This window comes from Methylobacterium sp. Leaf108 (assembly GCF_001423265.1).
GTDB lineage: Bacteria > Pseudomonadota > Alphaproteobacteria > Rhizobiales > Beijerinckiaceae > Methylobacterium.
In genome coordinates this window covers 45,204-69,532 of the sequence record NZ_LMND01000012.1, presented here as the reverse complement: position 1 = coordinate 69,532, position 24,329 = coordinate 45,204, and the positions used below count along the sequence as shown (strand labels likewise).

The window sequence follows — 24,329 nt, the reverse complement described above, 5'->3', positions numbered from 1 at the left end:
AGGCCGCGCGTTGCCGTCCGGGCGCCGGCTGCCCTATGGTCCCGCGCGATGACCACAGATTCAGACACGACCCGCGGCGCCGGCGCCGACCTTCCCTATCGCGCCTGCGTCGGAATCGCGCTGCTCGATGCCAAGGGGCGGGTGTTCGTTGGCCGGCGCCGGGCCGACGCCGGCCCCGAGCACGTCGCCGACGGCCGTGCCTGGCAGATGCCCCAGGGCGGCATCGACGAGGGCGAGGACCCCAAGGCCGCCGCCCTTCGCGAGCTCTACGAGGAGACCAACGTGTCCCCCGACCGCGTCGTGCTGCTGGCGGAGGCGCCCGGCTGGCTGTCCTACGACCTGCCCCCCGACGTGCTCAAGCAGGTCTGGAAGGGGCGGTATCGCGGGCAGTCGCAGAAGTGGTTCGCGTTCGGCCACCTCGGCACGGATGCGGACATCGACGTCCTGCATCCGGGCGGCGGCGCCCATCCGTCCGAGTTCGACGCCTGGCGTTGGGAGGCGATGGCGGCGTTGCCGGACCTGATCGTTCCGTTCAAGCGGCCGGTCTACGAGGGCGTGGTCGCCGCCTTCTCGGGGCTCGCCGGCTGGCGGGACCGGTCGTGAGCGGCCGGAGCTGAGGGCGCGCCATGCGCTGGTGGTCGCTCCCGATCGGTCTGGCGCTCGGCTGGTTCCTCTTCACGCTCACGCCGCTCTGGGCGCTCTACGATCTCGCCAGGGCCGTCCAGGCGGGCGACGAGGCCTACGTCGAGCGGCACGTGAACTTCCGCACCCTGCGGTTGTCCCTCGTGCGCCAGGCCACCGCGGCGGCACGGGCGAGCACCGCGGCCGCCGAGCCGCGCGAGCGCATCGTCGACACGGCGATGGTGCTGGCCGTCCCCCTGGTGGAAACCTTGGTGACACCGCGCACCGTCATCGACTTCCTCGACGACGGTCGGCCGCAATCGGTCGAATCGGCGGACGAAGCGGCCGGGCCGGCCCCGTCCCGATCCGGCGGCCTGCGCGTCGACGGCTTCGGCAAGCTCGTCGCGTTCTACCTGACCTCCGAGATGCGGGGCTTTCGCACCGTGGTGCTGAGGGTTCCCCCCGGTCACGGCGAGCCGCGGCAGTTCAGGATCCGCCTTCGCCTGCGCGGCTGGACCTGGCGCCTCGTGGACATCGACCTGCCCGAGGACATGCGCCAGCGCCTGGCGAAGACACTCGCGCAGGCCACGGCGCCGCGGTCGCGCAATGGCAAGCCATCGGAGACGAAGCCATCGGAGACGAAGCCGTCGGAGATGAAGCCCTCGGACGTGAAACCCTGACGATCGCGTCGGGCGTGATCGTCCGGGATGCGAGCCCGGGAGGCGATCAGGCGTCCTCGGGCTGCGCCTGCCGGCTCGTGAAGCGGGCGTTGCCGAGGCCCGTCCCGATGGTGAGGACACCCCACCTGGCGACATCGTGCATGTACGGGACCTCGCTGAGGCCCTGCACCACGGCGTCGTTGTGCATGACCACCATGGTGTCGTGGTCGCCGATCCGCGGGATCGCCGCGAGGATGCGGCCGGGCAGGTTGAAGCCTTCGCCCTCCCAGTCCCCCGGCAGGTTCTGGCCGCCCCGGGCGATGGTGCCGTCGGGCTCGATCCGGCCGGGGCACCCGATCCCGATGAAGGGCGCCAGCGCCAGGTCGGCCCGCTCGGCGCGCCGGATCAGGTCGGTGAGCATGGCGATGAGCCGGTCGACGGCCTCGTCGCGGCTCGGGCTCGGCTCGTCGTCCACATGGCGCCAGATCTCGGACCGGAACACCGCCACCCGCGACAGGTCCGGCGCCTTCTTCAGGTGGGTCTCGATGACGCCCGCCCGGATGTTGCTGCCGCCGATGTCGACGGCCAGCAGGCTGTCGTAGCCCGCGAAGATCCAGGCCGGAGCGAGGTGGACGGCGCCGATCAGCCCGGCGTCGTCGGGATGGTTGCGGATCGGCTCCATGACGATGTCGAGCCCGCCCCCGCGCAGGATCGCCGCCGCCCTGGCGATCGCCAGGCGACCGACGAGGCTGTCGCGCAGGCCTCCGCCCACCACGATGTGCGAGGTGTCGCGCCAGCCCTTCTGGCGCAGGAAGCGGCGCACCAGCCGCGCCAGGCCCTGGGCGAACTCCTCCACGGCGCTGAACACCACTCCCGCGGCGAGCGGCGCGTCGCCGGTGAGGGCCTCGTCGAGGCGCTTCTTGCTGATCGTCTCGCTCGGCCGGTCGGCGAGGGGGTCGGGCCCGAGCTCGCGCATCCTGCCGCGCCACTCCTCGACGAGGGCGCGGAACGCCTTCTTCGAGACCTGGTCGCCGACGAAGCCCTCGTCGTCCTTCAGTTCGATGTTGGTGGAATCCACCACCACGGCGGGCAGGTCGAGCGATCCGTGGAAGAGTGCCGATCGTCCCGACTTGCTGCCGCTCGCCATCGTGTCGCTCACCGTTTCGATTGGTTCGACCGAACACCGTCGGCCCCGCCCGACAACGCGTCAGGCGCGATCGGGCTGCGGGGCAGGCCGCCGCCGCGTGTCAGCGCTTGGCGGGGGCCGGCTCGATGCCCGGCACGACCTTGGGCTTGCGGGCTTCCGCGATGCCCTCGGCCTTGTCCTCGTCGGTGTCGCCGCCGCGCTCGATGGTGGTTTCCGGGTCGGCGGCGAGCTTGGCGACGATCTTCATCAGCGCCTCGCATTCGGCGGCGTACTTGTAGGTGTCCAGCACGATGGCCGCGTCGCGCAGGGTGCGCAGGTCGCGCACGGTCTGCTTGTTGGCGGCCTCGCGCAATTCGCTCTTGTCGGCGATCGCCTCCTCGAGCTTGGCGCTCTTCACGTCGCAGGCCGCCGCCGGGTGGGCGTAGGCGAACAGGAGGGCGATGGCGATCAGCAGCGTGCGGGCATAGACGGGTCGCATGGGGATCTCCAAGGGTGGCGCTCGAAACGGGCGCGGCAGGCGTCGGCGCGCGACCCGGGGGCGCGGTTCGCTGGGAAACGGATGCCGGGGTCGTAAGGCTCCCGGCACGCCGTCGTGGGAAAGATGGGGGTCGTCGTCTAGCAGGCCGCCCGTTCAGAAGAGATGGGGGCCGCGCAGGAGGCCGTTGGCCACCGCCACGAGCTGGCTCGGCCGGTACGGCTTGGGCACGAACACCGAGGCGGCCACGGCATCGGCCTGGGACAGGCTCGCCCGTCCGCCGGAGGTGTAGATGACCGGGAGCCCTGGGCGCTGACGCCGGGCCCGGCGGGCCAGGACGATGCCGTTCGTGTTGCGGGCCAGATCGATATCGGTGAAGAGCAGATCGACGCTCTCCCGCTCGAGGATGGTCTGCGCCTCGTCGGCATCCTCCGCCGTGAGCACGCGATAGCCTTCGTCCAGGAGGGCCTCGGCGGCGAGCTCGCACACCATGGCCTCATCCTCGACCACGAGAACCGTTTCGTTGATGCCGACCGGCCGGATGGCCGGCCAGGGCAGGGCAGCACAGGCGAAAGGGACCATGACGCAACTCCAACGCACCCGGCTGAGGACGAGACCCCCGAGACCGGATCGCTGGACCAACGGCTCCGTTCGCCCCGACGTTCACCCCGGTTCGGTCAAATTGCGCGGGTTTGGTGAGCAAAGGCTTAACCCTGCGGGCATGGCGGGCAGGGCGTCCGCTTGACCCGCCCGTGGCACCTCGGCTTCGGCCTCGTGATGACCGCGCTCGCGGGCTACGTCGACGCGCTGGGCTTCATTCGGCTGGGCGGGCTCTACACCTCGTTCATGAGCGGCAACACCACGCAGTTCGCGGTCCACCTCGGGCACGGAGAGCCCGGCGGCGCCCTGCTTCCGGCCCTGCTCATCGCCGCCTTCCTCCTCGGTGGGATCTGCGGCGGCGGGTTCTCCGCTCTGCTGCCCCCGCGCTGGGGGACGCCGGCGATCCTCGCCTTCGAGACGGTGGTGGTCGCCGCCGCCTTTTCCGCCGCGGTGACCACGCCCACCGATCACGTCGCCTCGCTCCTCCTCGCCCTGGCGATGGGCGCGCAGAACGCCGTGCTCGCCCATGTGCAGGGGTTCCGGGCGGGAACCACCTTCGTCACCGGCGCCCTGTTCGGCTTCGGCCAGAAGCTCGCCCTCGCCCTGGCCGGCCGCGGGCCGCGCTTCGCCTGGATGGGCGACGGCTTCGTCTGGCTGTCCCTGCTGGTGGGTTCGCTGACGGGCACCATCGCCTATGCCGAGCTGTCGTTGTATGCGCTGGCGATCCCCGCCGGACTCGCCGGATGCCTCGCCGTGATGGCGACGGTGCTGACGATGCTCCACGAACCCGGCCCTGCCCAACGCTGGCCAAGGACGCCCGACGCATGAGCCTGAGCGAACCCTCCCTCGCCGACCACGTGGCGCCGCTGAAGGCCGGCGCGCACGTCACCGTCGCGGCCTGGATGAAGGACACCCTCGCCCTGGCGCTGGGGGACGGCCGCGTCGTGCTCGTCGCCGAGGGCGTCGAGCGGGAGGTGGAGGCCCATCCCGGCGGCGGCATCCTCGTGGGGGCCGGCGACGGGCGGCGCCTCGTCACGGGCGGCGACGACGGGCGCGTGGTGGAGATCCGCGCCGACGGCGCCACGTCCGAACTCGGTGCCGGCGCGAAGGGCGCCTGGATCGACGCCCTGGCGCTCCATCCCGACGGTGCCGTGGCCTATGCCGCCGGCCGCGCCGTCGTCGCCCGCGACGCCAAGGGCCGGGAGAAGGCGTTCACCGCTCCCACCACCGCCCGCGGGCTCGCCTTCGCACCCAAGGGCTACCGCCTCGCGATCTCGCACTACAACGGCGCCACCCTCTGGTACCCGAACCTCTCCGCCGAGCCGGAGGCCGTGGCCTGGAAGGGCTCGCACATCGACGTCACCTGGTCGCCGGACGGACGCTTCGTCGTCACGACGATGCAGGAGAACGCCCTGCACGGCTGGCGCCTGCAGCCGGACAAGGGCCACATGCGGATGTCGGGCTATCCGGGCAAGGTCCGCTCCACGAGCTGGTCGGGGGACGGCGACTGGCTCGCCACCAGCGGCGCCGAGGCGGCCATCGTGTGGCCGTTCGATTCGAAGGAAGGCCCCACCGGCAAGGCGCCGCGCGAATGCGGCGTGCGCCCGGCCCGGGTCTCCCGCGTCGCCTTCCACCCCAAGGCCCTGGTGCTGGCGATCGGCTACGAGGACGGCTGCATCCTGCTCGTGCGCTTCGTCGACGCCTCGGAACTGCTGGTGCGCCCGGCCGTGAAGGGCAGCGGCATCTCCGCGCTCGCCTGGGACGCCAGGGGAGGGCGCCTCGCCTTCGGTTGCGCCGACGGCCAGGCCGGCCTCCTGACCCTTCCGGGCTGAGCGCGATGGCCCTGTTCGGTCTCGGCCGCTCCGCCCGCCCGCCCGCCGACGACGGCCCCCGCCGCCGGGTCGAGGCCTGGGTCCGTCCCGCCGCGGGGCTGGACGCGGCGGATGTCGTCAAGGTCAACGAGATCCTGTGTCCCGACCCCGCCTGCCCGGGCTTCGAGACCGTGATCCTGATCATGCGGCCGGGCGAGCGCACCCGGGCGCTCAAGGTGCCGAAACCCATCGCGGCGGTGACGCAGGCCGACGTGGCCGACGCCCTGACCGGCTGACCGGCGCTCGACGCGGAACCCCGGCCAGGGTCCCGCCCTTGTCCAGACGTCGCCGTGAGGAAACCGCCGTGTTTCGTGTCCTACGTACCCTCGGCCTTGCCCTCGGCCTGTTCGGCGGCGCCGTCGCCGCCCAGGGGCCGGAATTCGCCCAGCAGTACACCCAGCGCCTCGGCGGGACCGTGGACGAGCTGCGCCGGGTGGTCTCCACCTTCGAGAAGGACGCCGCCGACACCGGCAACAGCCGCGACGGCGCCGTCGAGCGGCTGCGCAAGAACCAGGATGCGCTGGTGGCCAGGCGCGGCGAGGCCGCCCGCTACGACATTGAGCGCCTGGCCGACCTCGACGCGCAGCAGCAGGCCCTGGCCCGGGCCGGCGGCCCCCTCGGCCGGCTGGCGACCCTCGTTCGCTCGCCCGACCTGCCGCTGGTCCGCGCCACCTACCAGGATTACCAGCCGGCCGTGCCGACCACCGCCGACGGCCTGATCGCCGGCTGCCTCGGCTTTCTCGCCACCTGGGCCGGCTGGCGGCTGCTCAGCGACCTCGTCCGGCGCCTGACCCCGCGGCGGCGCCCGGCGGCCAACCCCGCCTGACGGATCGGTCTTGCGAGCCGGGACGCGCCTTCGCCGTTGCGGGGAAGGCACAGGTGTTGCGGTCGATCTACAGCCGGCCCGTCCGCGATGCCTTACGACTGCGCCGGTAGCGCGCGGGCTCCCTCGTGGCGCCGGCTCACGGCTGACCTCTCGCACATGGCGCGCGCACCGACCTCCTCGTCCATCGATCCGGCCCTCGACGCGGCCGCCCTGCTGCGGCGCGTCGGTTTCTTCGGGCTGTTCGTCGTGGTGCCGATCGCGGCCCAGGTGGCGCGGCGCGCGGCCGTCATCCTGGTCCCGATCTGCATCGTCCTGCTGATCCTGGCGAGCGCCATCGACGGCAAGAACCGCCCGGTCCGGCCCGTGGCGACGGCGCTCCTGCGCTCGCCCGCCTTCCACGCCGGTCTGCTCGTGCTGGGCTGGGCCGCCCTCTCGCTGGTCTGGACCCCGTTCCTCGACCCGGCCACGGAGCGGCTCCTCAACCTCGTCGCGACGATCCTCCTGACCCTCGTCGGCTACCTCGCGCTGCCGGACCGGATGCGCTCGGCCAACCTCTACCTCCTGCCGGTGGGCGTGACCGCCGCCGCGATCCTGTCGATCGGGATCGGCCTGTTCGGCGACAGCGTGATGCGCAGCAGCGCCGACGACGACGGCGCCCTGAACCGCGGCTTGATCCTCCTCGCCCTCCTCGTCTGGCCGGCGATGGCGTGGCTGCGCTCGCGCGGACGCGACATCGAGGCGCTGGTCACCCTCGTGCTGGTGGCCTGCGCCCTCGTGGCGGTGCCCAATGTGACGCAATGGACGGCGCTCGCCGTCGGTGCCGTCGTCTTCGCTCTCGCCAGCGTTCGCATGAGCCTCACGACGCGCCTGGTGGCCGTCCTCGGCGCCGGCCTCCTCGTGGCGGCCCCGCTGCTGCCCTTCGTGGCGCGGCCCCTCGGGATCGCCGTGGCGGGGCCGGTGGCGCCCGCCGTTCTCAGCATCAAGGCCTGGCAGAAGGTGGTCACCACCGAGCCGGTCCGCCTCATCACCGGCCACGGGCTCGAGAGCGCCCGCCGCGGCCGCGTCGTCGGGCTCGTGCCCGCCAACGCGCCGACCACGGTGCTGTTCGAGCTCTGGTACGAACTCGGGCTCGTCGGCGCCCTGGCCGCCGCCTTCGCCCTCCACGGCGCCATCCGGCGCAGCGAGCGGGTGGCTGCGGTGCTGGTCCCCGGTGCGCTCGCCGCCTTCGCGGCCGCCTTCGCCGTCGCCTGCATCGGCGTCGGCCTCACCGTGATGTGGTGGATCACCACCCTCTCGGTGGTGGTGCTGGTGTTCATCGCGGTCGAGCGCGGCCAGTTCCGCACGCGCCGGCCCAAGGTCGGGCTCCTGCGCAACGCCCAGGCCGCCAACGACGCCTGAACGCTCGAGTTCTCAGGTTTGGGCTCTCAGGCTTGGGCCCTCAGGACCCGGCGACCGGCAGGACCCGTTCGCTCAGGAAGCCGGCGAGATCGTTGGTGATGTGGTCGATGTGCGTTTCCTGCACCGCCTCCTGCTCGAAGGCTTCGCGGAACGGGTCGAGGGTGCGGGGCACCACCAGCACGGTCGCCATGCCGATCTCGTGGGGCACGACGAGGTTGCGGGCGATGTCCTCGAACAGGGCCGAGCGGCGCGGATCGACGCCGTGGCGTGCGAGGAAGCGCTCGTAGGTCGACCGCTCGGGCTTCGGGATGAAGTCGGCGGCCGCGATGTCGAACACGTCCTCGAAGTGATCGAGGATGCCGAGCTTGCGCGCCACGTCCTCGGCGTGCCGCCGCGAGCCGTTGGTGAGGATGAGCTTGCGCCCCGGCAGCCGCTCGATCGCATCGCCCAGCGCCGGGTCGAGGCTGATGGTCGAATGGTCGATGTCGTGGGCGAAATCGAGGAAGTCGTGCGGGTCGATCGCGTCCTCGATCATCAACGCCTTCAGCGTCGTGCCGTAGCGATGGTAGAAATACTTCTGCAGCGCGCGGGCGGAGAGGCCGTCGAGGCCGTAGAGGCGCATGACGTAGAGCGTGATGCGCTCGTCGACCTGTGGCCAGACCATCGCGTCGCTCGGATAGAGCGTGTTGTCGAGATCGAACACCCAGGTGTCGACATCGGAGAATCCGCGGGACGCGGCGGCGGTGAAATGGCTCTCGCCTGGAAGAAACAAGGTGGTTCGCGGGGTTCGCGGGAGGACGGCCGGCTTCGGGCACCGACGATAGTGTGACTGTTGGTAGTGACCAAATCGGTCATGCGCAATGCATCGCGCTCCGGCTCGCCGCTCGGGGCGGGAGCCGGTGCGCGTGCGGTCAGCTGCGTCGGATCAGGGTGCCGGCACCGTAGTCGGTGAAGAGTTCGAGCAGCACCGCGTGTCCGACCTTGCCGTCGAGGATGACCACGGCCTCGACCCCCTGCTCGATGGCGTAGATACAAGTCTCGATCTTGGGGATCATGCCGCCGGTGATCGTCCCGTCCGCCACCAGCCGCCGGCAATCCTCCACCGAGAGTTCCGGGATCAGCTTGCCCTCCTTGTCGAGGACGCCGGGCACGTCGGTGAGCAGCAGGAGGCGCTTGGCCCGCAGCGAGCCGGCGATGGCGCCCGCGAAGGTGTCGGCGTTGACGTTGTAGGTCTGGCCGTCTGCCCCGAACGCGACCGGGGCCAGCACCGGGATCAGCTCGGCCTTGAGCACCGCGTCGAGGACGCCGCGTTCGACGTGCTCGGGCTCTCCGACGAGGCCGAGGTCCACCGATTGCTCGGTCCGGCTGTCGGGGTCGATGATGGTGCGCATCGCCTTCCTGGCGCGTACCATGTTGCCGTCCTTGCCGCACAGGCCGATGGCCCGGCCGCCCTCGGCCGAGATCCAGCCGACGATCTGTTTGTTGATCGAGCCGGCCAGCACCATCTCGACCACCTCCACGGTGGCCTCGTCGGTGACGCGCAAGCCGCCCTTGAACTCGGACTGGATGCCCAGGCGACCGAGCATGCGGCCGATCTGCGGGCCGCCGCCGTGCACCACGATCGGCTTCAGGCCTGACTGCTCGAGGAGCACGATGTCCTCGGCGAAATCCTCCGCCGCCGCGGCATCGCCCATGGCGTGGCCACCGTACTTGATGACCACGATCTCCTGGTCGTAGCGCTGCATGTGCGGCAGCGCCTGCACCAGGACTTCCGCCCGGACGTGGACGTTCGGCAGGGGTTCTTTCATCGCGGCGACTCGGGGTCTGCGTGACGGCGGGAGGGGGTCTAGCGCAGCCCACGCCCCCTGCGAACCCGTCCGCCCCCGAAAACTATGCCGGTAACCGACGATTAACCGTGCGGGCACACTCTCAGGTCGTGTCTGACAGGATCACGAGCCGATGCTGAACCCCGATCTCACCCACGCTCGCCCGGTTCTCACGGCGACCTCGGTCCTGGCCACCGCGCTCGGCGACATCGCCGGCCTCGCCCAGACCAAGGCCGACGTCTGGCGTCTGCTCACGGAACGCTACGTCGTCGATCTCGACGCCGTCGCGGCCCTGCTGCCCCGCGACCTGCCCGAGCCGGTCTGGCTCTCGCCGCGCGGCTGACCGAGAGGGACGCCCGCGCGGGCGTCCCCATCGCCGGCACCCTGCAACCTGTGCATGGGCCGCCTGCCACCACCAAGAACGGCCACCACCAAGAACGACCCTGGCACACGCCATGCAAGATGCGGGTTCGACCGGAACGTACGGTCGACCGACAAGAAGCAGGGTCACCACGAGGGGAACGACCAAGGCAACGATCACGCGGCCGCTCGGACGCCAGAGCAAAACCCGCGGACCTTATTCGCCACTTTCGAAAAAGGGGTCCGTCATGCCTGAACTGTTATCCGTTGCCCTCGTCTGTGCCGGTACGCTGCTGGCCCGCGACTGCTCCCGCGACACCGCCCTCGACGTCATCGTCTCGCCGGTCCGCACGCCGATCGAATGCCTGATGCAGGGCCAGACGGTGGCCGCCTCCACGGGCATGACGGGCGGCGAATCGCGCTACCTCAAGATCACCTGCGAGCGCCGGCACTCGGATCTGCGCCACCTGCGCCGAGCCGGCTATGCCGCGGCCATCGTCCTGGTGCATCGCGACGGCATCTGATCGACTTCGGCGATCCGGGCCGTCACGCGGTCAGGCGTCGGCGAGGACGACATCGTCGCCGGTGGCGATGCGTCCACCCGCCAGGACCTCGGCATAGACCCCGCAATCGGTGTGCCCGAGGTTTCGGTCGAGGGTGCGCGGGATCGTGAGGTCTCGGATACCGGTGGCCGGATCGACGTTGGTCGCGGCGCATCGCTCCGTCCGCTTGATCACCCGCAGGACCACGCCGTTCGGACCGTTCAAGACACGGCCGACGAGATCGAGTTCTGCCCACGGCGCGAGACCGGTCAGGTGCAGGTTGGCGCGGAAGCGCAGCGGATCGACCGGCACTCCGGTCATGTCCTCCAGGGCCGCCACGCTCGCCAGGTTGAGCAGCGAGACGTAGCCGCGCGGGGAGTCGGTGAACCGGAACCCCTCGGGCGCCGCCAGCAGGCGCGGCTCGCCCCGCAGGGCGTCGGGCAGGTAGCCCGCCATGAAGGCCTCGACGGCCCGGCGCCCCTCCGGGGCGGCGAGGTCCGCCTCCACGGCGACGCGCCCCTCCTGGGCGATGGTGAGGACGCCGGTGGCCGGCTCGTACCGGGTCGCCAGGCGCGCCAGGGCCTCGTGGCGCATCAGCATCAGGAACTTGATCTTGGGCTCGTGGGCCGGGCGTCCGGGATCGAAGCCCGACGGTCCGTTCTCGATGGCGAACAGGCGGTCATGGGGAAAGTACCCGTCCCGCTCCAGGACGGCCTCGTGCAGCGACTCCGGGCTCAAGCCCTTGACGGGATAGCGATACAGGCTGGCGATCGTGACGGTTTTGGACGTCGATGGGGTCATGGCGCGCACCTGATGGGATCGGTGAGAAGGGCTGGCTGCTGTTGCACCATCGGTAGCAAGATCCGTGGCGATCCCCGCGGCCGTCGCTACGCCGGTTCGGCGGGCGTGCCCAGCGGTTTCGCGAGCCGACATCCGGCGCGATCCCGCCGCGCCTTTCCGCGCGGTCTCCTCTTGTGATGCGAATTTGCAACACCACATCCGGTGCACCGGCGGCCGATGGGGTGCCGGGGTCCCTCGCGGCGAAAAGCCGGAGGACGGGGTCGTGACGGGGCCGCGCTGCTGAGGCGGGCGAGCCTGACGTCCTTCATGACGGGGAACGATGGCATGAATGCCGAGATGTACACCGAACGCGCCCGCGGCTTCCTGCAGGCGGCGCAGACCATCGCCTTGCGCGAGGGCCACCCGCAGTTCCAGCCGGGCCACCTGCTCAAGGCGCTCCTCGACGATCCCGAGGGCCTGTGCGCGGGCCTGATCGACCGGGCCGGCGGCCAGTCCCGCGTCGCCCTGATGCAGACCGAGCAATGGCTCGCCAAGCAGCCGCAGGTGTCCGGCAACGCATCCCAGCCGCAGGCGACGCGCGAGCTGATGCGCCTGTTCGACACCGCCGAGAAGGCGGCCCAGAAGGCCGGCGATTCCTATGTGACGGTGGAGCGCCTGCTCCTCGCCATCGCCGTCGAGAAGGACACCGAGGCCGGCCGTGCCCTGGCCGCCGCCGGCGTCACCGCCAATTCGCTCAACGCCGCCATCAACGCCCTGCGCAAGGGCCGCACCGCCGACAACGCCACCGCCGAGAACGCCTACGACGCGCTCAAGAAGTATGCGCGCGACCTCACGGAAGCGGCCCGCGAGGGCAAGCTCGACCCGGTGATCGGCCGCGACGAGGAGATCCGCCGCACCATCCAGGTGCTGTCGCGGCGCACGAAGAACAATCCGGTGCTCATCGGCGAGCCGGGCGTCGGCAAGACCGCGATCATCGAGGGACTGGCCCTGCGCATCGTCAACGGCGACGTGCCCGAATCGCTCAAGGAGAAGAGCCTGCTCGCCCTCGACATGGGATCGCTCATCGCCGGCGCGAAGTATCGCGGCGAGTTCGAGGAGCGTCTGAAGGCGGTCCTGGCCGAAGTCACCGCGGCGGCCGGCGGCATCATCCTGTTCATCGACGAGATGCACACCCTCGTGGGGGCCGGAAAGGCCGACGGGGCGATGGACGCCTCGAACCTGCTCAAGCCGGCGCTGGCGCGCGGCGAGTTGCACTGCGTCGGCGCCACCACGCTGGACGAGTACCGCAAGCACGTCGAGAAGGACGCGGCCCTGGCGCGGCGTTTCCAGCCGGTGTTCGTCTCCGAGCCCACCGTCGAGGACACCGTCTCGATCCTGCGCGGCATCAAGGAGAAGTACGAGCAGCACCACGGCGTGCGCATCCAGGATGCGGCGCTAGTGGCGGCCGCGACCCTGTCGAACCGCTACATCACCGACCGCTTCCTGCCCGACAAGGCCATCGACCTGATGGACGAGGCCGGATCGCGCCTGCGCATGCAGGTGGATTCCAAGCCCGAGGAACTCGACAACGTCGACCGCGAGATCGTGCGCCGCAAGATCGAGGGCGAGGCGCTGAAGAAGGAGACGGATTCGGCCTCCCGCGACCGGCTCGCGCGGCTGGAGCGCGAACTCGCCGACCTCGAGGAGCAATCCTCCTCCATCACCGCCCGCTGGAAGGCGGAGAAGGACAAGCTCGGCGCCGCCGCCGACCTCAAGAAGCGCCTCGACGAGGCCCGCACCGAACTCGCCAGCGCCCAGCGCCAGGGCCAGTACCAGCGTGCGGGCGAGCTCGCCTACGGCGCGATTCCCGGGCTGGAGAAGCAGCTCGCCGAGATCGAGGCCAAGGCGGAGGCCGGTGCCGGCCGCGACGGCATGGTCGAGGAGGCGGTGACGCCGGCCCACATCGCGGGCGTCGTCTCGCGCTGGACCGGCGTGCCCGTCGACAAGATGCTGGAGGGCGAGCGTGAGAAACTGCTGGCGATGGAAGAGGCCTTGGCCAAGCGCGTCGTCGGCCAGCGCGAGGCTGTGGAGGCGGTCTCCACGGCCGTGCGCCGGGCGCGCGCCGGCTTGCAGGACCCCAACCGGCCGACCGGCTCGTTCATGTTCCTCGGCCCGACCGGCGTCGGCAAGACCGAGCTGACCAAGGCGCTGGCCGGCTTCCTGTTCGACGACGAGACGGCGCTCCTGCGCATCGACATGTCGGAGTACATGGAGAAGCACTCGGTCGCCCGGCTCATCGGCGCGCCTCCCGGCTACGTCGGCTACGAGGAGGGCGGGGCGCTGACGGAGGCGGTGCGCCGCCGGCCCTACCAGGTCGTGCTGTTCGACGAGATCGAGAAGGCGCATCCGGACGTGTTCAACGTCCTGCTGCAGGTGCTCGACGACGGCCGGCTCACGGACGGGCAGGGGCGGACGGTGGACTTCCGCAACACGCTCCTCATCATGACCTCGAATCTCGGGGCCGAATACCTCGTGAACCAGGCGGAGAACGAGGAGACGGAGGGCGTGCGCGAGGAGGTGATGGGGATGGTGCGCCGGCACTTCCGGCCGGAGTTCCTGAACCGGATCGACGAGATCATCCTGTTCCACCGCCTGCGCCGGTCGGAGATGGGGGCGATCGTCGAGATCCAGCTCGGCCGGCTGCAGACCCTGCTGGAGGATCGCAAGATCACCCTCACGGTGGCCCCGGACGCCCGCGACTGGCTCGCCGACAAGGGCTACGACCCCGCCTACGGTGCGCGGCCCCTGAAGCGCGTGATCCAGAAGGCGATCCAGGACCCGCTGGCGCAGTTGATCCTCGAAGGGGTCGTCCACGACGGCGAGGCCCTGACGATCGATCTGGGGCCGCTCGGCCTGATGATCGGCGACCGGGCCATCGGCGAGAAGAGGCGACCGGCCTCCGCGACGCTCAACTGAGGCTCGCTGGACCAAAAAGAGGCCGCCGACCCTGCACCGGGGTCGGCGGCCTTCTTTGTCCTGCGATCCATGTCCTGCGATCCATGACGATTGCGTCCGTTTGACGGGACCGATTCGCCAGCATGGGTTGAGCCTGCCCCTCGTTTTTGCGACACCGGCGCGTCGTCGGCAGCGCGTGACCGGCACGACACGAGGGGCCACCCATGCCATCGCCAGACCCGAAGCGGACCGCCGCAGGTGCGGCCACCGATGGTGCCCTCGCCCAACTCGGCATCCGATTCACCGCCTGGGCCGAGCGCTGGTTTCCCGATGCCTTCGTCTTCGTGGCGATCGCGGTGGTGATCGTCGCGCTGGGAGCGGTGGCCAACGGCGCCCCGCCCATGGCGATCGCCAGGAGCTTCGGCGACGGCTTCTGGAGCCTGATCCCCTTCACCATGCAGATGGCCTTCGTGACCATCGGCGGCTACGTCGTAGCCACCGCGCCGCCGGTGCAGAGATTGATCGACCGCCTCGCCCGCGTGCCCAAGAGCGGTACCGCCGCCGTGGGCTTCGTGGCGGCGGCGACGATGCTGTCGTCGTTCCTGAGCTGGGGCCTGAGCCTGATCTTCGGCGGCCTGCTGGCCCGGGCGCTGGCCCGGCGCACCGAACTGCGGATGGACTACCGCGCCGCCGGGGCGGCGGCCTACCTCGGCCTCGGGGCGACCTGGGCCATGGGCCTCAGTTCGTCGGCCGCGCAGCTCCAGGCCAACCCGGCCAGCCTGCCGAAGTCCCTGCTGCCGATCACCGGCGTGATTCCCTTCAGCGAGACCATCTTCTTGTGGCAGTCGATGCTGGTGGCCGCGATCCTGTTCGTGATCTCGGTGGTGATCGCCATCGCCTCGGCGCCGGGTCGCGACACCGCCGTGACGGCGCAGGACCTGGGAATCGACGTCGCCCGCGAGGAAGAGACGATCGAGGCTCCCTCCCAGCCCGGCGAACGGCTGGAGCATTGGCCGATCCTCAACATCCTGCTCGTGATCCTGGCGGCGGGCTGGATCTGGCAGGAGTTCTCGCGCCAGTCCTGGATCACCGCGATCTCGAACCTCAACACCTACAACCTGATCTTCATCACCCTCGGCCTGCTGCTGCACTGGCGGCCGATCCGCTTCCTGCGTGCGGTCGCCAAATCGGTCCCGGCCACCGCCGGCATCCTGATCCAGTTCCCGCTCTACGCCGCCATCAGCGCCATGCTGACCGGGGCCAAGAACGCCGCCGGCACCTCGGTGTCGGACGTGATCACGCATGCCTTCGTGAGCCTGAACACCACCGGCAGCTTCCCGATCTCCATGGGCGTCTACTCGGCGGTGCTCGGCTTCTTTGTGCCGTCGGGCGGCGGCAAGTGGCTCCTGGAAGCGCCCTACGTGATGCAGGCGGCCAACGAGCTTCAGGTGCACCTCGGCTGGGCGGTGATGGTCTACAACGCGGCCGAAGCCCTGCCCAACCTCATCAACCCGTTCTGGATGCTGCCGCTTCTCGGCATCCTCGGCCTCAAGGCCCGCGATATCGTCGGCTTCAGCTTCCTGCAACTCCTCGTCCACCTGCCGGTGGTGCTGTTCCTGCTCTGGGCGCTGGCCTTCACGCTGACCTATCACCCGCCGGTGATGCCGGGGTGAGGGCAGGCGGGGAGGCATTCTTGCCATCCAAACTATTGTTCTTCAGGTATCGATCGATCGACGCGTCGTGAAGGCGCATCGCCACGTACCCGATCGTCACGACAATCATCGGCATGATGACGAAGGCGAAGATGGCTAATCCGTTCATGACAGAAGCCTCGTCAATACGTGTCTGGCGATAAGATGTAGGACGATGGCAGCCGAAAGCCAACTGAGCACACCGAGCGCGAGAATCGACGGGGTCAGCGTCGTCTGCAGATTTCCGAGATTGTAGACGTATCCCGCAATCGGGGTCGCGATGCCGACGGTAAAACAGGATGTCGCCGCCGTGTTAAGCGCCGTCGCCAGGAGTTTCGTCTGCTCGTTCGGAATGTGGTTCACGCACGCACCGGAACGAACGCCGCCACGCCGACCGTCGCCCACGCCAGCATCAGCACGATCCCGCCGGCAGGCGCCGCCATCGCAAACAGCGGGGTCCCGTAGAGCGCACGCAGGGCGAGATCGCCACAGAACAGCGCGAGCCCGAGCACGACGGCGACGGCCGCCGAGCGTGTGACGAGCCGATGGGTGGCCCCGCTCTGGCTCAGCGCCACGAGCCCGATCACGACGGGCGCATGGAACAGCAGGAACTGCGCCGCCGTCTTGAGGGATTCCGCGCCACCCGAATGGGCCGCCGCCGCGCTGGCGACGACCCCGAGCAGCCCCGCCAGCGCGCCGAGTGCCAGCAGAATGCGGTCCGGCAGCGCGAGCCTCATGCGCCGCGCTCCGCGAGCAGGCGGGCCACGCTGGCGCGCAGCTCCGGCACGCCGCTGTCGTCGCGGCTCGAGGTGATCAGGATCTCGGGGTAGGCGGCCGGGCGCTTCGACAGCGCCTCTTGCACGCCCGCGATCCGTGCCGCGATCTCGGATTTCCTGAGGGCGTCGCCCTTGGTCAGGACGATCTGGTAGCTCACCGCGGCCTTGTCGAGGCCGTCGAGGACGTCGGTGTCGATGCTCTTCAGCCCGTGGCGCGAATCGATCAGCATGAAGACGCGGGCGAGGTTGGCCCGGCCCTTGAGGTAGTCGTGGATCAGGTCGGTCCAGGCCTCGACCTTGGCCTTCTCGACCTTGGCGTAGCCGTAGCCGGGCATGTCGACGAGGGTGAGCCGTCCGCCGATGTCGAAGAAGTTGAGCTGCTGGGTGCGGCCGGGCGTGTGCGAGGTCCGCGCCAGGGTGTTGCGGCCTGTCAGCGCGTTGACGAGGCTCGACTTGCCGACGTTCGATCGCCCGGCGAAGGCGATCTCGACGCCCTTCATCGGCGGCAGCGCCGCGACGGTCGGCGCCGAGGACAGGAAGTCGGCCACGCCTGCGAACAGCAGGCGGCCCGATTCCAGGAGGGCCGCATCGTCGTTCTCTTGGGACATGGTGCGGCTCCGGCAGGTGGATGGATGAGGCTCGCCCCCTCCATCGACCGGAAAGGTCAGCTTTTGACGGTCGGGACCTTGTCGGCGGGCTTCTTCTTCACCATGCCGCTCAAGTTGTCCCACAGCTCCACCTTCACCCCGTTCTGGCGCATGATGACGTACTGCTGGATCACCGAGAGGGTGTTGTTCCAGGCCCAGTAGATCACCAGGCCGGCGGGGAACGAGCCGAGCATGAAGGTGAACACGATCGGCATGAAGGTGAAGATCTGCGCCTGCACCGGGTCCGGCGGCGCGGGGTTCATCTTCATCTGGATGAACATCGTGATGCCCATGATGATGGGCCAGATGCCGAGGTGGACGAAGTCCGGTGCCGCGTAGGGCAGCAGGCCGAACAGGTTGAGAAGGCTCGTCGGATCGGGCGCGGCCAGGTCCTGGATCCAGCCGAAGAACGGCGCGTGCCGCATCTCGATGGTGATGAACAAGACCTTGTAGAGCGCGAAGAACACCGGGATCTGGATCAGCACCGGCCAGCAGCCGGCGACCGGGTTGATCTTCTCCTTCTTGTACAGCTCCATCATCGCCTGTTGCTGCTTCATCTTGTCGTCGCCGTAGCGCTCGCGGATGGAGAGCATCTCGGGCTGCACGGCCTTCATCTTGGCCATGGACTTGTAGGACTTGTTGGCGATGGGCAGGAACAGGATCTTGAGCAGGAGGGTCACGACCAGGATCGAGACGCCGAAATTGCCGAACAGGTGGAAGAAGAAGTCCAGAGCCCGGAACATCGGCTTGGTGATGAAGTGGAACCAGCCCCAGTCGATCATCAGATCGAACTGCTTGATGCCGAGATCCTTCTCGTAGGTGGTGATCGCGTTGACTTCCTTGGCGCCTGCGAACAGGCGCTGGGTCGCGCCCAGAGACGCGCCCAGTGCGATGGTGCGGCCGTCGCCGCGCACGCTGGCCTGGTAGACCTTGGTGGCCCCGTCGGTGCGCTCGGTGAAGGCGCCGGTGTAGGCCTCCGCCTGGTCGGGGATGGCGGCGGCGGCCCAATACTTGTCGGTGATGCCGACGAAGCCGCCGGTCACGTTGGCCCAGGCCTTACCCTTGGTGCCGCCGTTGCCGTAGGGCGGCTCCTTGGCGACGTGGTCGTAAGTATATTCCTGAAGTCCTTCGCCGCCGAGCACGCCGATCATGCCTTCGTGCAGGACGTAGAACCCCTGCGTCTGCGGCTTTCCCCAACGCGAGACGAGGCTGTAGGGGTAGAGCGTGACCGGGTTGGCGCTCTTGTTCTCGACCTCGTCGCGCACCGTGAACATGAACTTGTCGTCGACGGTCAGGACCCGCTTGAAGACGAGGCCGGCGCCGTTGTCGAAGGTCAGGGTCAGGGGCGTGCCGGGCGACAGCACGGTGCCGTCGGCGGTCCAGACGGTCTCGCCGGTGGGCAGAGGACCGGCATTCTGGCCGACCCAGCCGAACTCGGCGAAATAGGGGTTGGCGCTGCCGGTGGGCGACAGCAGCACGATGCGCGGGCTCTTGTCGTCGACGGTCTCGTGGTAGCCCTTGAGCAGGACGTCGTCGATGCGGCCGCCCTTGAGCGACACCGAGCCGGACAGGGCCGGCGTCTCGATGCGCACGCGCGGCGAGCGCGCCAGGGCGGCCTCGCGCGATTCGACCGTCTGTGTCGGGCTGCCGAGGGTGCCGGGGATCGGCGAGGAGGGCTGGCCCTCCTTGGGACTCGGAGTCGGGACGCCGTCGACGCCGGCCTGTCCGGTCGCGGCCTGACCCTGGGCCGCCTTCTCGAGCAGCGCCGCCTGGCGCTGCTGCTCCACTCGCGGCGCGGCGATGAAGTAGTTCCAACCGAGCAGGACCGCCAGCGACAGGGCGATCGCGACGATCATGTTCGTCTTGTCATTACCCATCGGTCGATCCGTCACACAGGTTGGCGGGAGGGGAGGGCGGCAGCGGCGAGGAATCGACCGGCTTTGCCGAAAGATCGGATGGGGCGGTGCCCGTGGGCCGGCCGCGCGATCGGGATCCGCTCCGGGAAGGGCGGGCCGAGCCGGTGTCGGGCTGGATTGCGGACCGCGGTTTCGTCACGGCGCCTACAGCGCGGCGCAGTTCGTCGACGAGGACACCGAAGGGGGCGTGCAGGCTCGGACGGCGGGCCACGAGGACCACGTCGGCGGCAACGTCCGGCAGGTCGCGCGCAGCCTGCTCCACCACGCTGCGCAGGCGTCGTTTGATGCGATTGCGCTCGGTGGCGTGTCCGACCCGCTTGGTGACGGTGAAGCCGATTCTCAGACCGGCGGGATCGGGGTTGGGTCGCAGGATCCCCTGTGCCGTCATGCGGTCGGTATGAAACCTGCGCCCGCCGGCAGCGGAGAGAAAATCGGAGCGCTTCTTCAGGCGTTCGATCGTCGACACGGTTCGCTCGACCTCGGCCGCACACGCTCCGGCCCGGTCAAGCCCGAGCCGCCGATCCTGGACGCTGATCATCCTGCCGATGCGCCGTCGTCCAACGGCGCGACCGGTCGATCAGGCCGAAAGCTTCTTGCGGCCGTGAGCGCGGCGCGCGGCAATGACCTTGCGGCCGCCGGCGGTGGCCATGCGCGCACGAAAGCCGTGACGACGCTTCCGCACGAGCTTGCTGGGCTGGTAGGTTCTTTTCATCGCGCGATCTCCGACGGAACAGAGCCGGGACGGCGGACCCGAAAGGTCACGCGCGACATCCTGAGGCTCGCTCCAAGAATGTGTCTGCAAGCGCGAAGGGCGCCCACAAGGGGCGCGGCGTCGCGATGGCGCGGCTTATGGCGGAAGGGGGGGCTCAAGTCAATTCCGTTTCCCCGGCGGCGGACCCCTCGCGGGAACCTTCGGGCGAGCGCGCAGGTGAGGCCTTAACCCTCGGTTAACCATGCCGGTGGCACGATCGGGTCGTCCAGGGTTCTGGATGTGGAACGGGGTTTCCGGTCCGCTCGCGCGATGCCTCCTGACGACTCGACACATGCCGCCCACCCGAGGCGGCATTTTTTTGTCCGGCGCCCGCCCTGTCCCTTAACGTTAACACACGGTTAGCGACGCGCCGGGGCGCGTTCGGCGCTAGGTTTGCCACATGGGCTGCAGCGGCAGGGGTCGCGTTCCATTTCGGAACGGCAACGATCCGGCCTTGGCACAGGGGGCACCATGAACGGGTTCGACGTCACCTTCCGGGACGAGCGGGACTGGGTCGATTTCGGGACGACCTACCTGGCCTCCGAGGCGTTCAAGGGGCTGTTCCGCGAGGGCATGGCCATCGTCGAGGAAGCGGCGGCCTATCTCGACGGGCAGGGCCGCGAGGAATCGCGCCTGCTGTCGCGGGACGGCACCCTCGCCTACGCCAGCGAGAGCATGCGCCTCACCACCCGCCTGATGCAGATCGCCTCCTGGCTCCTCGTGCAGCGCGCCGTGGCCGAGGGCGAGATCAGCGCCTCCCAGGCGATGCAGGAAAAGACCCGCGTGCGGCTGACCACGCCCGACCTGCCGCGGGCCGATGCCGGGACGCTGCTGCCGACGCGCCTGCAGGACCTCATCGTGCGCACGCGCCGCCTGCATGCCCGCGTCCTGCACCTCGACGCGTTGATCTGCGACGACCGCCCGACGCCGGTCGCCCGCATCAGCCCGGTGGCGGCCCAGCACGACCTCCTGCGCACGACCTTCAACACCGCGCACTGACTTGGCGGCCGAACGAAAACAGGCGGTGCCCCGTGTCGGGCACCGCCTGTTTTCGCCGCCCGGTCCCGCAGGAGCGGGAAAGGCCTTACTTCTTGCCGAACGAGAGGCTGCCGAAGCGCGAGTTGAAGCGCGAGACGCGACCGCCGCGATCGAGCATCTTCTGCTCGCCGCCGGTCCAGGCCGGGTGCGTGTTGGGATCGATGTCGAGGTTGAGGGTGTCGCCCTCCTTGCCGTAGGTCGACCGGGTCATGTAGTCCGACCCATCGGTCATCACGACCTTGATGAAGTGGTAGTCGGGATGCTCGGTACCCTTGGCCTTGTCGGCCGCACTCTTTGCCATGACGAAGTCCTTCAATAGCCACGCCGACCGGCCCGCCTGGCGGCCCGCGGCCATAGATCACGCGCAATCGGATGAAGCCGCGCCTATACCTCACCGCTCCGGAACGAACAAGCGGCCATCCGTGTCCGCTCGGCCGGGACGGCGGGATTTCGGTGTTCCGCGCCCGTCCCATGTCATATCCGTCGATCCTCCAGAGGCATGATGGCCCGTAAATCCGACCGCAGCTCCGGCCAGACCTCCGGCCAGGACAATCGTTCGAAGGCGCCCCTGGGGTCGTTGAAGCCGCTCGTTCCGTTCGCGGCGGTCTACCGCGGCCGGATCGTGGCGGCGTTCCTGGCGCTCCTCGTCGCCTCCGGTGCCACCCTGGTGGTGCCCATCGCCATGCGCCGGGTGATCGACCACGGCTTCTCGGCGGAGAACGCGCCCGTCATCGACGCCTATTTCGCCGGCCTCCTCGGCGTCGTCGCCGTGCTCGCGCTGTCGAGTGCCGCCCGCTACTACACGGTGGTGACGCTCGGCGAGCGTGTGGTGGCCGATCTGCGCAGCGCCGTCTTCCGCCGCCTGACGGTGCTGGACCCGGCCTTCTTCGACCGGTCGCAATCGGGCGAGATCATCTCGCGGCTGACCGCGGACGCGACGCAGGTCAAGTCGGTGTTCGGGATCTCGATCTCGATCCTCCTGCGCAACGCCTTCCTGTTCGTGGGCGCCGTCGTCATGATGGTCATCACCAGCCCGCGATTGTCGGTCCTCGTGCTCGTGGCGATCCCGCTCATCGTGTTTCCGCTGATCCTGTCGGGGCGCGGGGTGCGGCGCCGCTCGCGGGCCGCGCAGGACCGCCTCGCCGAGGCCTCGGCCTACGCCTCCGAGGCGGTGGGCTCGATCCGGACGATGCAGGCCTTCGGCATGGGCCGGACCACGGCCGGCCGCTTCGCGCAGGCCTCCGAGAACGCCTACGGGGCCGCCCGCGATTCGGTGCGGGCGCGCTCGCTCCTGACGGGGGTGGCGATCTTCCTCATCTCGTCGAGCGTCGTCGGGGTGATGTGGTACGGCGCGCAAGGGGTGCTGGCGGGCACCATGACCGCCGGCCAGCTTTCGCAGTTCGTGCTCTACGCCGTCTTCGGTGCCAGTGCGCTCGGCCAGCTCTCCGAGGTCTACGGGGAACTCGCCCAGGCGGCCGGTGCGGCCGAGCGGCTGGGCGAGATCCTGGCCGCCGAGCCGGTGATCCGCGCGCCCGACGCCCCCGTCGCGATGCCGTCGCCCTCGCGCGGCGAACTCGCCTTCGAGGCGGTGCGCTTCTCCTATCCGACCCGGCCCGAGCACGCGGCTCTCGACGGGATCGACTTTTCCGTGTCCCGCGGCGAGCGGGTCGCCCTCGTCGGCCCCTCGGGCGCCGGCAAGACCACGGTCCTGCAGCTCATCCTGCGGTTCTACGATCCGGTCTCGGGCTGCGTGCGCATCGACGGCGTCGACATCGCGAAGGCCGATCCGGACGCCCTGCGCCAGCGCCTGTCCCTGGTGCCGCAGGACCCGACGGTGTTCTCCGGCACGGTGTTCGAGAACATCGCCTACGGCCGGCCGAGCGCCACCGAGGCCGACGTCAGGCGGGCGGCCGAACTCGCTCATGCCGACGGCTTCGTCCAGGCCCTGCCGCAGGGCTACCACACCGTGGTGGGCGAGCGCGGCGTCACGCTCTCGGGCGGCCAGCGCCAGCGCGTCGCCATCGCCCGCGCGATCCTGAAGGATGCGCCGATCCTGCTCCTCGACGAGGCGACCTCGGCCCTGGACGCGGAAAGCGAGCGCGCGGTGCAGAGCGCCCTCGACACGCTGATGCGCGGGCGCACCACCATCGTCATCGCTCACCGCCTCGCCACGATCCGCTCGGCGGACCGCATCCTCGTCCTCGACGGCGGCCGCATCGTCGAATCGGGCACCCACGACAGCCTGCTGGCCGAGGGCGCGCTCTACGCACAGCTCGCCGCGCTCCAGTTCACCGATGCCCACGGCGACATCGCGCGGAGCCGGGCGGCGCAGGCTCTACGCGCGGCGAGGCCGGCGGCGGAGTGAGGAGAGCCTAGCCGCGCAGTCGCGGGTCCCGTCAGTTCAGCCCGACCTGGCTCTTCGCGAAGACCACGTTGTTAAGGAACTGAACCGTGATGGCGCCGCTGCTGCGGCGGTCGTCCCAGAGCATCACCTCGACCTTGCCGAGGTCGGCCGACATCGTGGTGGTGGTCAACGTCCCCCGGCACCCGATCACCGCCTCGACGCGTTCGAGCGGCATCCCGCGCTGGACCTGGTCGAAGCCCTCCCGCGTCACCGCGCATTGGGTTCGGTCGACGATCGGCCGGGGCGCGAAGGCGAAGGCGTCGGCGGTCTTCTCCGGTGCGGATGCGATGGGACCAGCGGGCACGGGCCGGTCGGAGGGCGGGATCTGCGCGCGCAGGCGGTCGCGCTCCCGTTCGAGGGCGGTGCGGCGGGCATCCTGCAGGAGACCGGCCCGGATCTCGGACTGCCTCGTCCGTTCCGCCTCGCTGAGGTCGGTCGTCGGGTCCGGCAACCGTTCGCCCGGCTCGCCCTCGGCGGCGGCTGAGGGCCGGACCCCGTCTCGGTTCCAGCGATCGCCCGGAGGACCGTCGCGGTTCGGTCGGCGCTGGCCCGTCGCCTGGGCGCCGGTCTTGGTGGCCTCGCTGCGGCCGGCGGCGATGATCTCCCGCAGGCTCTCCTCGATCCGCGCCGCGCCGCGCGCGATCAGTACCTCGTAGTCCCTGCGCATCGATTCCCGATTCTTACGGTGCGTGGTCCCTTCGACATTGCGCAGGAAGAGCTGTTCCTCGCAGTAGCCGTAGGCCGCCAGGACCTCGCGGATGTCGGCCTCCGACCAGTCCGCCGCCGGCTTCCCGAACAGGTCGACGCTCGCACTGCGACCGGCCTTCTGGGACGAGGCGACGTCGAGCCGGAGTTCCTTCAGGCGCCCGTCGAGGATCTGCCGCTGGGCGTTGCAACCGCCGCGGTCGGACAGGTAGGTCGAGAACGAGTAACCGTCGGCGCCAAAGCAGGACAACGCCGACAAAAGGCAACCCAGGGTCGCCAGCATGACCTGTTTCATGACGCTTCGACCTTACCGCCGGCCATGACGACATCATGCGTCGAAA

28 protein-coding genes are annotated in these 24,329 nt (G+C 69.8%); 13 read left to right on the top strand and 15 right to left on the bottom strand.

Going from position 1 to position 24,329, the window contains the following annotated elements; translation table 11 throughout:
* Positions 1 to 48: 48 nt before the first annotated feature.
* Both ASF39_RS08535 and ASF39_RS08530 read left to right on the top strand, forming a co-directional pair.
* Entirely contained in the window at positions 49 to 603 is a 555-nt protein-coding gene (locus ASF39_RS08535; protein WP_055887953.1) for an RNA pyrophosphohydrolase, read from the top strand.
* Positions 604 to 626: 23 nt separating this feature from the next.
* Entirely contained in the window at positions 627 to 1,301 is a 675-nt protein-coding gene (locus tag ASF39_RS08530; protein ID WP_056282802.1) for a DUF2939 domain-containing protein, read from the top strand.
* A gap of 46 nt (positions 1,302 to 1,347) precedes the next feature.
* Here ASF39_RS08530 and ASF39_RS08525 read toward each other — a convergent pair whose 3' ends face one another.
* From ASF39_RS08525 to ASF39_RS08515, 3 genes are all read right to left on the bottom strand, one after another.
* The gene (locus ASF39_RS08525; protein WP_056282799.1) at positions 1,348 to 2,427 is read right to left on the bottom strand and encodes an ROK family protein; all 1,080 of its coding nucleotides are present in this window, start codon (positions 2,425 to 2,427) and stop codon (positions 1,348 to 1,350) included.
* Between the two features lie 100 nt (positions 2,428 to 2,527).
* The gene (locus ASF39_RS08520) at positions 2,528 to 2,905 is read right to left on the bottom strand and encodes a hypothetical protein (RefSeq protein WP_055888113.1); all 378 of its coding nucleotides are present in this window, start codon (positions 2,903 to 2,905) and stop codon (positions 2,528 to 2,530) included.
* A gap of 153 nt (positions 2,906 to 3,058) precedes the next feature.
* Positions 3,059 to 3,484 carry a response regulator gene (locus ASF39_RS08515; RefSeq protein ID WP_055887962.1) on the bottom strand — a complete coding sequence of 142 codons (426 nt, stop codon included), beginning with the start codon at positions 3,482 to 3,484 and terminating at the stop codon, positions 3,059 to 3,061.
* A 159-nt stretch (positions 3,485 to 3,643) separates the two neighbouring features.
* On the opposite strand from ASF39_RS08515, the gene ASF39_RS08510 reads away from it, so the two are divergent.
* The 5 genes from ASF39_RS08510 to ASF39_RS08490 all read left to right on the top strand — a co-directional run bounded on the left by ASF39_RS08510 (position 3,644) and on the right by ASF39_RS08490 (position 7,597).
* On the top strand, positions 3,644 to 4,330 hold the full coding sequence (locus tag ASF39_RS08510) for a YoaK family protein (protein WP_055887965.1): 687 nt from the start codon (positions 3,644 to 3,646) through the stop codon (positions 4,328 to 4,330).
* Complete coding sequence (locus tag ASF39_RS08505; RefSeq protein WP_056282797.1) at positions 4,327 to 5,334, top strand: WD40 repeat domain-containing protein; 1,008 nt, start codon at positions 4,327 to 4,329, stop codon at positions 5,332 to 5,334. Before ASF39_RS08510 ends, ASF39_RS08505 begins: the two co-directional genes overlap by 4 nt.
* Positions 5,335 to 5,339: 5 nt before the next feature.
* Complete coding sequence (locus tag ASF39_RS08500; protein WP_056282794.1) at positions 5,340 to 5,609, top strand: hypothetical protein; 270 nt, start codon at positions 5,340 to 5,342, stop codon at positions 5,607 to 5,609.
* A gap of 68 nt (positions 5,610 to 5,677) precedes the next feature.
* Positions 5,678 to 6,199, top strand: coding sequence for a DUF2937 family protein (locus tag ASF39_RS08495; protein ID WP_056282790.1), 522 nt, complete (start codon positions 5,678 to 5,680; stop codon positions 6,197 to 6,199).
* Positions 6,200 to 6,355: 156 nt separating this feature from the next.
* Positions 6,356 to 7,597 carry a hypothetical protein gene (locus tag ASF39_RS08490; protein ID WP_056282787.1) on the top strand — a complete coding sequence of 414 codons (1,242 nt, stop codon included), beginning with the start codon at positions 6,356 to 6,358 and terminating at the stop codon, positions 7,595 to 7,597.
* Positions 7,598 to 7,637: 40 nt separating this feature from the next.
* Here ASF39_RS08490 and ASF39_RS08485 read toward each other — a convergent pair whose 3' ends face one another.
* Positions 7,638 to 8,369: a pyrimidine 5'-nucleotidase gene (locus ASF39_RS08485; RefSeq protein WP_055887980.1), complete on the bottom strand. Its 732-nt coding sequence runs from the start codon at positions 8,367 to 8,369 to the stop codon at positions 7,638 to 7,640.
* A 139-nt stretch (positions 8,370 to 8,508) separates the two neighbouring features.
* A complete protein-coding gene (gene argB / locus ASF39_RS08480) occupies positions 8,509 to 9,405 on the bottom strand; it encodes an acetylglutamate kinase (protein ID WP_055887982.1) in 897 nt (298 codons plus the stop codon).
* A gap of 151 nt (positions 9,406 to 9,556) precedes the next feature.
* Here argB and ASF39_RS08475 point away from each other — a divergent pair, with 151 nt between their 5' ends.
* Together ASF39_RS08475 and ASF39_RS08470 are read left to right on the top strand one after the other, a co-directional pair.
* Positions 9,557 to 9,766: a hypothetical protein gene (locus ASF39_RS08475; protein ID WP_055887985.1), complete on the top strand. Its 210-nt coding sequence runs from the start codon at positions 9,557 to 9,559 to the stop codon at positions 9,764 to 9,766.
* Between the two features lie 265 nt (positions 9,767 to 10,031).
* Positions 10,032 to 10,307 carry a hypothetical protein gene (locus ASF39_RS08470; protein ID WP_055887987.1) on the top strand — a complete coding sequence of 92 codons (276 nt, stop codon included), beginning with the start codon at positions 10,032 to 10,034 and terminating at the stop codon, positions 10,305 to 10,307.
* Positions 10,308 to 10,337: 30 nt separating this feature from the next.
* Here the strand turns inward: ASF39_RS08470 and ASF39_RS08465 are convergent, their stop codons facing one another.
* On the bottom strand, positions 10,338 to 11,126 hold the full coding sequence (locus tag ASF39_RS08465; protein WP_056282784.1) for an MOSC N-terminal beta barrel domain-containing protein: 789 nt from the start codon (positions 11,124 to 11,126) through the stop codon (positions 10,338 to 10,340).
* A 324-nt stretch (positions 11,127 to 11,450) separates the two neighbouring features.
* Between ASF39_RS08465 and clpB the strand changes: the two genes are divergently transcribed.
* Positions 11,451 to 14,081 (top strand): ATP-dependent chaperone ClpB, encoded by a 2,631-nt coding sequence (clpB, locus tag ASF39_RS08460; protein WP_056282781.1) that lies wholly within the window; start codon positions 11,451 to 11,453, stop codon positions 14,079 to 14,081.
* 203 nt (positions 14,082 to 14,284) lie between these two features.
* Positions 14,285 to 15,733 (top strand): TIGR00366 family protein, encoded by a 1,449-nt coding sequence (locus tag ASF39_RS08455; RefSeq protein ID WP_056282779.1) that lies wholly within the window; start codon positions 14,285 to 14,287, stop codon positions 15,731 to 15,733.
* Here ASF39_RS08455 and ASF39_RS22035 read toward each other — a convergent pair.
* The 7 genes from ASF39_RS22035 to rpmH are packed head-to-tail and all read right to left on the bottom strand — an operon-like array spanning position 15,696 to position 19,802.
* On the bottom strand, positions 15,696 to 15,881 hold the full coding sequence (locus tag ASF39_RS22035; RefSeq protein WP_210168660.1) for a hypothetical protein: 186 nt from the start codon (positions 15,879 to 15,881) through the stop codon (positions 15,696 to 15,698). The genes ASF39_RS08455 and ASF39_RS22035 overlap by 38 nt on opposite strands.
* Positions 15,878 to 16,114, bottom strand: coding sequence for a hypothetical protein (locus tag ASF39_RS20380; protein ID WP_082494444.1), 237 nt, complete (start codon positions 16,112 to 16,114; stop codon positions 15,878 to 15,880). Before ASF39_RS20380 ends, ASF39_RS22035 begins: the two co-directional genes overlap by 4 nt.
* Complete coding sequence (locus ASF39_RS08450; protein ID WP_056282776.1) at positions 16,111 to 16,488, bottom strand: DUF423 domain-containing protein; 378 nt, start codon at positions 16,486 to 16,488, stop codon at positions 16,111 to 16,113. The genes ASF39_RS20380 and ASF39_RS08450 overlap by 4 nt, the downstream gene beginning before the upstream one ends.
* Positions 16,485 to 17,135, bottom strand: coding sequence for a ribosome biogenesis GTP-binding protein YihA/YsxC (gene yihA / locus ASF39_RS08445; protein ID WP_055888002.1), 651 nt, complete (start codon positions 17,133 to 17,135; stop codon positions 16,485 to 16,487). The genes ASF39_RS08450 and yihA overlap by 4 nt, the downstream gene beginning before the upstream one ends.
* 56 nt (positions 17,136 to 17,191) lie before the next feature.
* Positions 17,192 to 19,051, bottom strand: a complete 1,860-nt coding sequence (gene yidC / locus ASF39_RS08440) for a membrane protein insertase YidC (RefSeq protein WP_056282774.1) — start codon at positions 19,049 to 19,051, stop codon at positions 17,192 to 17,194.
* Positions 19,044 to 19,628: a ribonuclease P protein component gene (gene rnpA / locus ASF39_RS08435; RefSeq protein WP_244472323.1), complete on the bottom strand. Its 585-nt coding sequence runs from the start codon at positions 19,626 to 19,628 to the stop codon at positions 19,044 to 19,046. The genes yidC and rnpA overlap by 8 nt, the downstream gene beginning before the upstream one ends.
* 39 nt (positions 19,629 to 19,667) lie before the next feature.
* The gene (gene rpmH / locus ASF39_RS08430) at positions 19,668 to 19,802 is read right to left on the bottom strand and encodes a 50S ribosomal protein L34 (protein ID WP_055947927.1); all 135 of its coding nucleotides are present in this window, start codon (positions 19,800 to 19,802) and stop codon (positions 19,668 to 19,670) included.
* A 510-nt stretch (positions 19,803 to 20,312) separates the two neighbouring features.
* Between rpmH and ASF39_RS08425 the strand changes: the two genes are divergently transcribed.
* Positions 20,313 to 20,840 (top strand): DUF1465 family protein, encoded by a 528-nt coding sequence (locus ASF39_RS08425; protein ID WP_055888008.1) that lies wholly within the window; start codon positions 20,313 to 20,315, stop codon positions 20,838 to 20,840.
* Positions 20,841 to 20,925: 85 nt separating this feature from the next.
* Here ASF39_RS08425 and rpmE read toward each other — a convergent pair whose 3' ends face one another.
* Complete coding sequence (rpmE, locus tag ASF39_RS08420) at positions 20,926 to 21,180, bottom strand: 50S ribosomal protein L31 (protein ID WP_055888117.1); 255 nt, start codon at positions 21,178 to 21,180, stop codon at positions 20,926 to 20,928.
* A gap of 201 nt (positions 21,181 to 21,381) precedes the next feature.
* Between rpmE and ASF39_RS08415 the strand changes: the two genes are divergently transcribed.
* Entirely contained in the window at positions 21,382 to 23,244 is a 1,863-nt protein-coding gene (locus ASF39_RS08415; protein ID WP_055888118.1) for an ABC transporter transmembrane domain-containing protein, read from the top strand.
* 31 nt (positions 23,245 to 23,275) lie between these two features.
* Here the strand turns inward: ASF39_RS08415 and ASF39_RS08410 are convergent, their stop codons facing one another.
* On the bottom strand, positions 23,276 to 24,283 hold the full coding sequence (locus ASF39_RS08410; protein WP_056282772.1) for a hypothetical protein: 1,008 nt from the start codon (positions 24,281 to 24,283) through the stop codon (positions 23,276 to 23,278).
* Positions 24,284 to 24,329 lie beyond the last annotated feature (46 nt).

Coding starts and splice junctions, on each gene's coding strand:
- clpB (WP_056282781.1), top strand. CDS start 11,451: ATGAATGCCGAGATGTACACCGAACGCGCCCGCGGCTTCCTGCAGGCG.
- rnpA (WP_244472323.1), bottom strand. CDS start 19,628: ATGATCAGCGTCCAGGATCGGCGGCTCGGGCTTGACCGGGCCGGAGCG.
- ASF39_RS08470 (WP_055887987.1), top strand. CDS start 10,032: ATGCCTGAACTGTTATCCGTTGCCCTCGTCTGTGCCGGTACGCTGCTG.
- ASF39_RS08525 (WP_056282799.1), bottom strand. CDS start 2,427: ATGGCGAGCGGCAGCAAGTCGGGACGATCGGCACTCTTCCACGGATCG.
- ASF39_RS08535 (WP_055887953.1), top strand. CDS start 49: ATGACCACAGATTCAGACACGACCCGCGGCGCCGGCGCCGACCTTCCC.
- ASF39_RS08465 (WP_056282784.1), bottom strand. CDS start 11,126: ATGACCCCATCGACGTCCAAAACCGTCACGATCGCCAGCCTGTATCGC.
- argB (WP_055887982.1), bottom strand. CDS start 9,405: ATGAAAGAACCCCTGCCGAACGTCCACGTCCGGGCGGAAGTCCTGGTG.
- rpmE (WP_055888117.1), bottom strand. CDS start 21,180: ATGGCAAAGAGTGCGGCCGACAAGGCCAAGGGTACCGAGCATCCCGAC.
- ASF39_RS08490 (WP_056282787.1), top strand. CDS start 6,356: ATGGCGCGCGCACCGACCTCCTCGTCCATCGATCCGGCCCTCGACGCG.
- ASF39_RS08410 (WP_056282772.1), bottom strand. CDS start 24,283: ATGAAACAGGTCATGCTGGCGACCCTGGGTTGCCTTTTGTCGGCGTTG.
- ASF39_RS22035 (WP_210168660.1), bottom strand. CDS start 15,881: ATGAACGGATTAGCCATCTTCGCCTTCGTCATCATGCCGATGATTGTC.
- rpmH (WP_055947927.1), bottom strand. CDS start 19,802: ATGAAAAGAACCTACCAGCCCAGCAAGCTCGTGCGGAAGCGTCGTCAC.
- ASF39_RS08520 (WP_055888113.1), bottom strand. CDS start 2,905: ATGCGACCCGTCTATGCCCGCACGCTGCTGATCGCCATCGCCCTCCTG.
- ASF39_RS08500 (WP_056282794.1), top strand. CDS start 5,340: ATGGCCCTGTTCGGTCTCGGCCGCTCCGCCCGCCCGCCCGCCGACGAC.
- yidC (WP_056282774.1), bottom strand. CDS start 19,051: ATGGGTAATGACAAGACGAACATGATCGTCGCGATCGCCCTGTCGCTG.
- ASF39_RS08450 (WP_056282776.1), bottom strand. CDS start 16,488: ATGAGGCTCGCGCTGCCGGACCGCATTCTGCTGGCACTCGGCGCGCTG.
- ASF39_RS08515 (WP_055887962.1), bottom strand. CDS start 3,484: ATGGTCCCTTTCGCCTGTGCTGCCCTGCCCTGGCCGGCCATCCGGCCG.
- ASF39_RS08530 (WP_056282802.1), top strand. CDS start 627: ATGCGCTGGTGGTCGCTCCCGATCGGTCTGGCGCTCGGCTGGTTCCTC.
- yihA (WP_055888002.1), bottom strand. CDS start 17,135: ATGTCCCAAGAGAACGACGATGCGGCCCTCCTGGAATCGGGCCGCCTG.
- ASF39_RS08415 (WP_055888118.1), top strand. CDS start 21,382: ATGGCCCGTAAATCCGACCGCAGCTCCGGCCAGACCTCCGGCCAGGAC.
- ASF39_RS08425 (WP_055888008.1), top strand. CDS start 20,313: ATGAACGGGTTCGACGTCACCTTCCGGGACGAGCGGGACTGGGTCGAT.
- ASF39_RS08475 (WP_055887985.1), top strand. CDS start 9,557: ATGCTGAACCCCGATCTCACCCACGCTCGCCCGGTTCTCACGGCGACC.
- ASF39_RS08455 (WP_056282779.1), top strand. CDS start 14,285: ATGCCATCGCCAGACCCGAAGCGGACCGCCGCAGGTGCGGCCACCGAT.
- ASF39_RS08505 (WP_056282797.1), top strand. CDS start 4,327: ATGAGCCTGAGCGAACCCTCCCTCGCCGACCACGTGGCGCCGCTGAAG.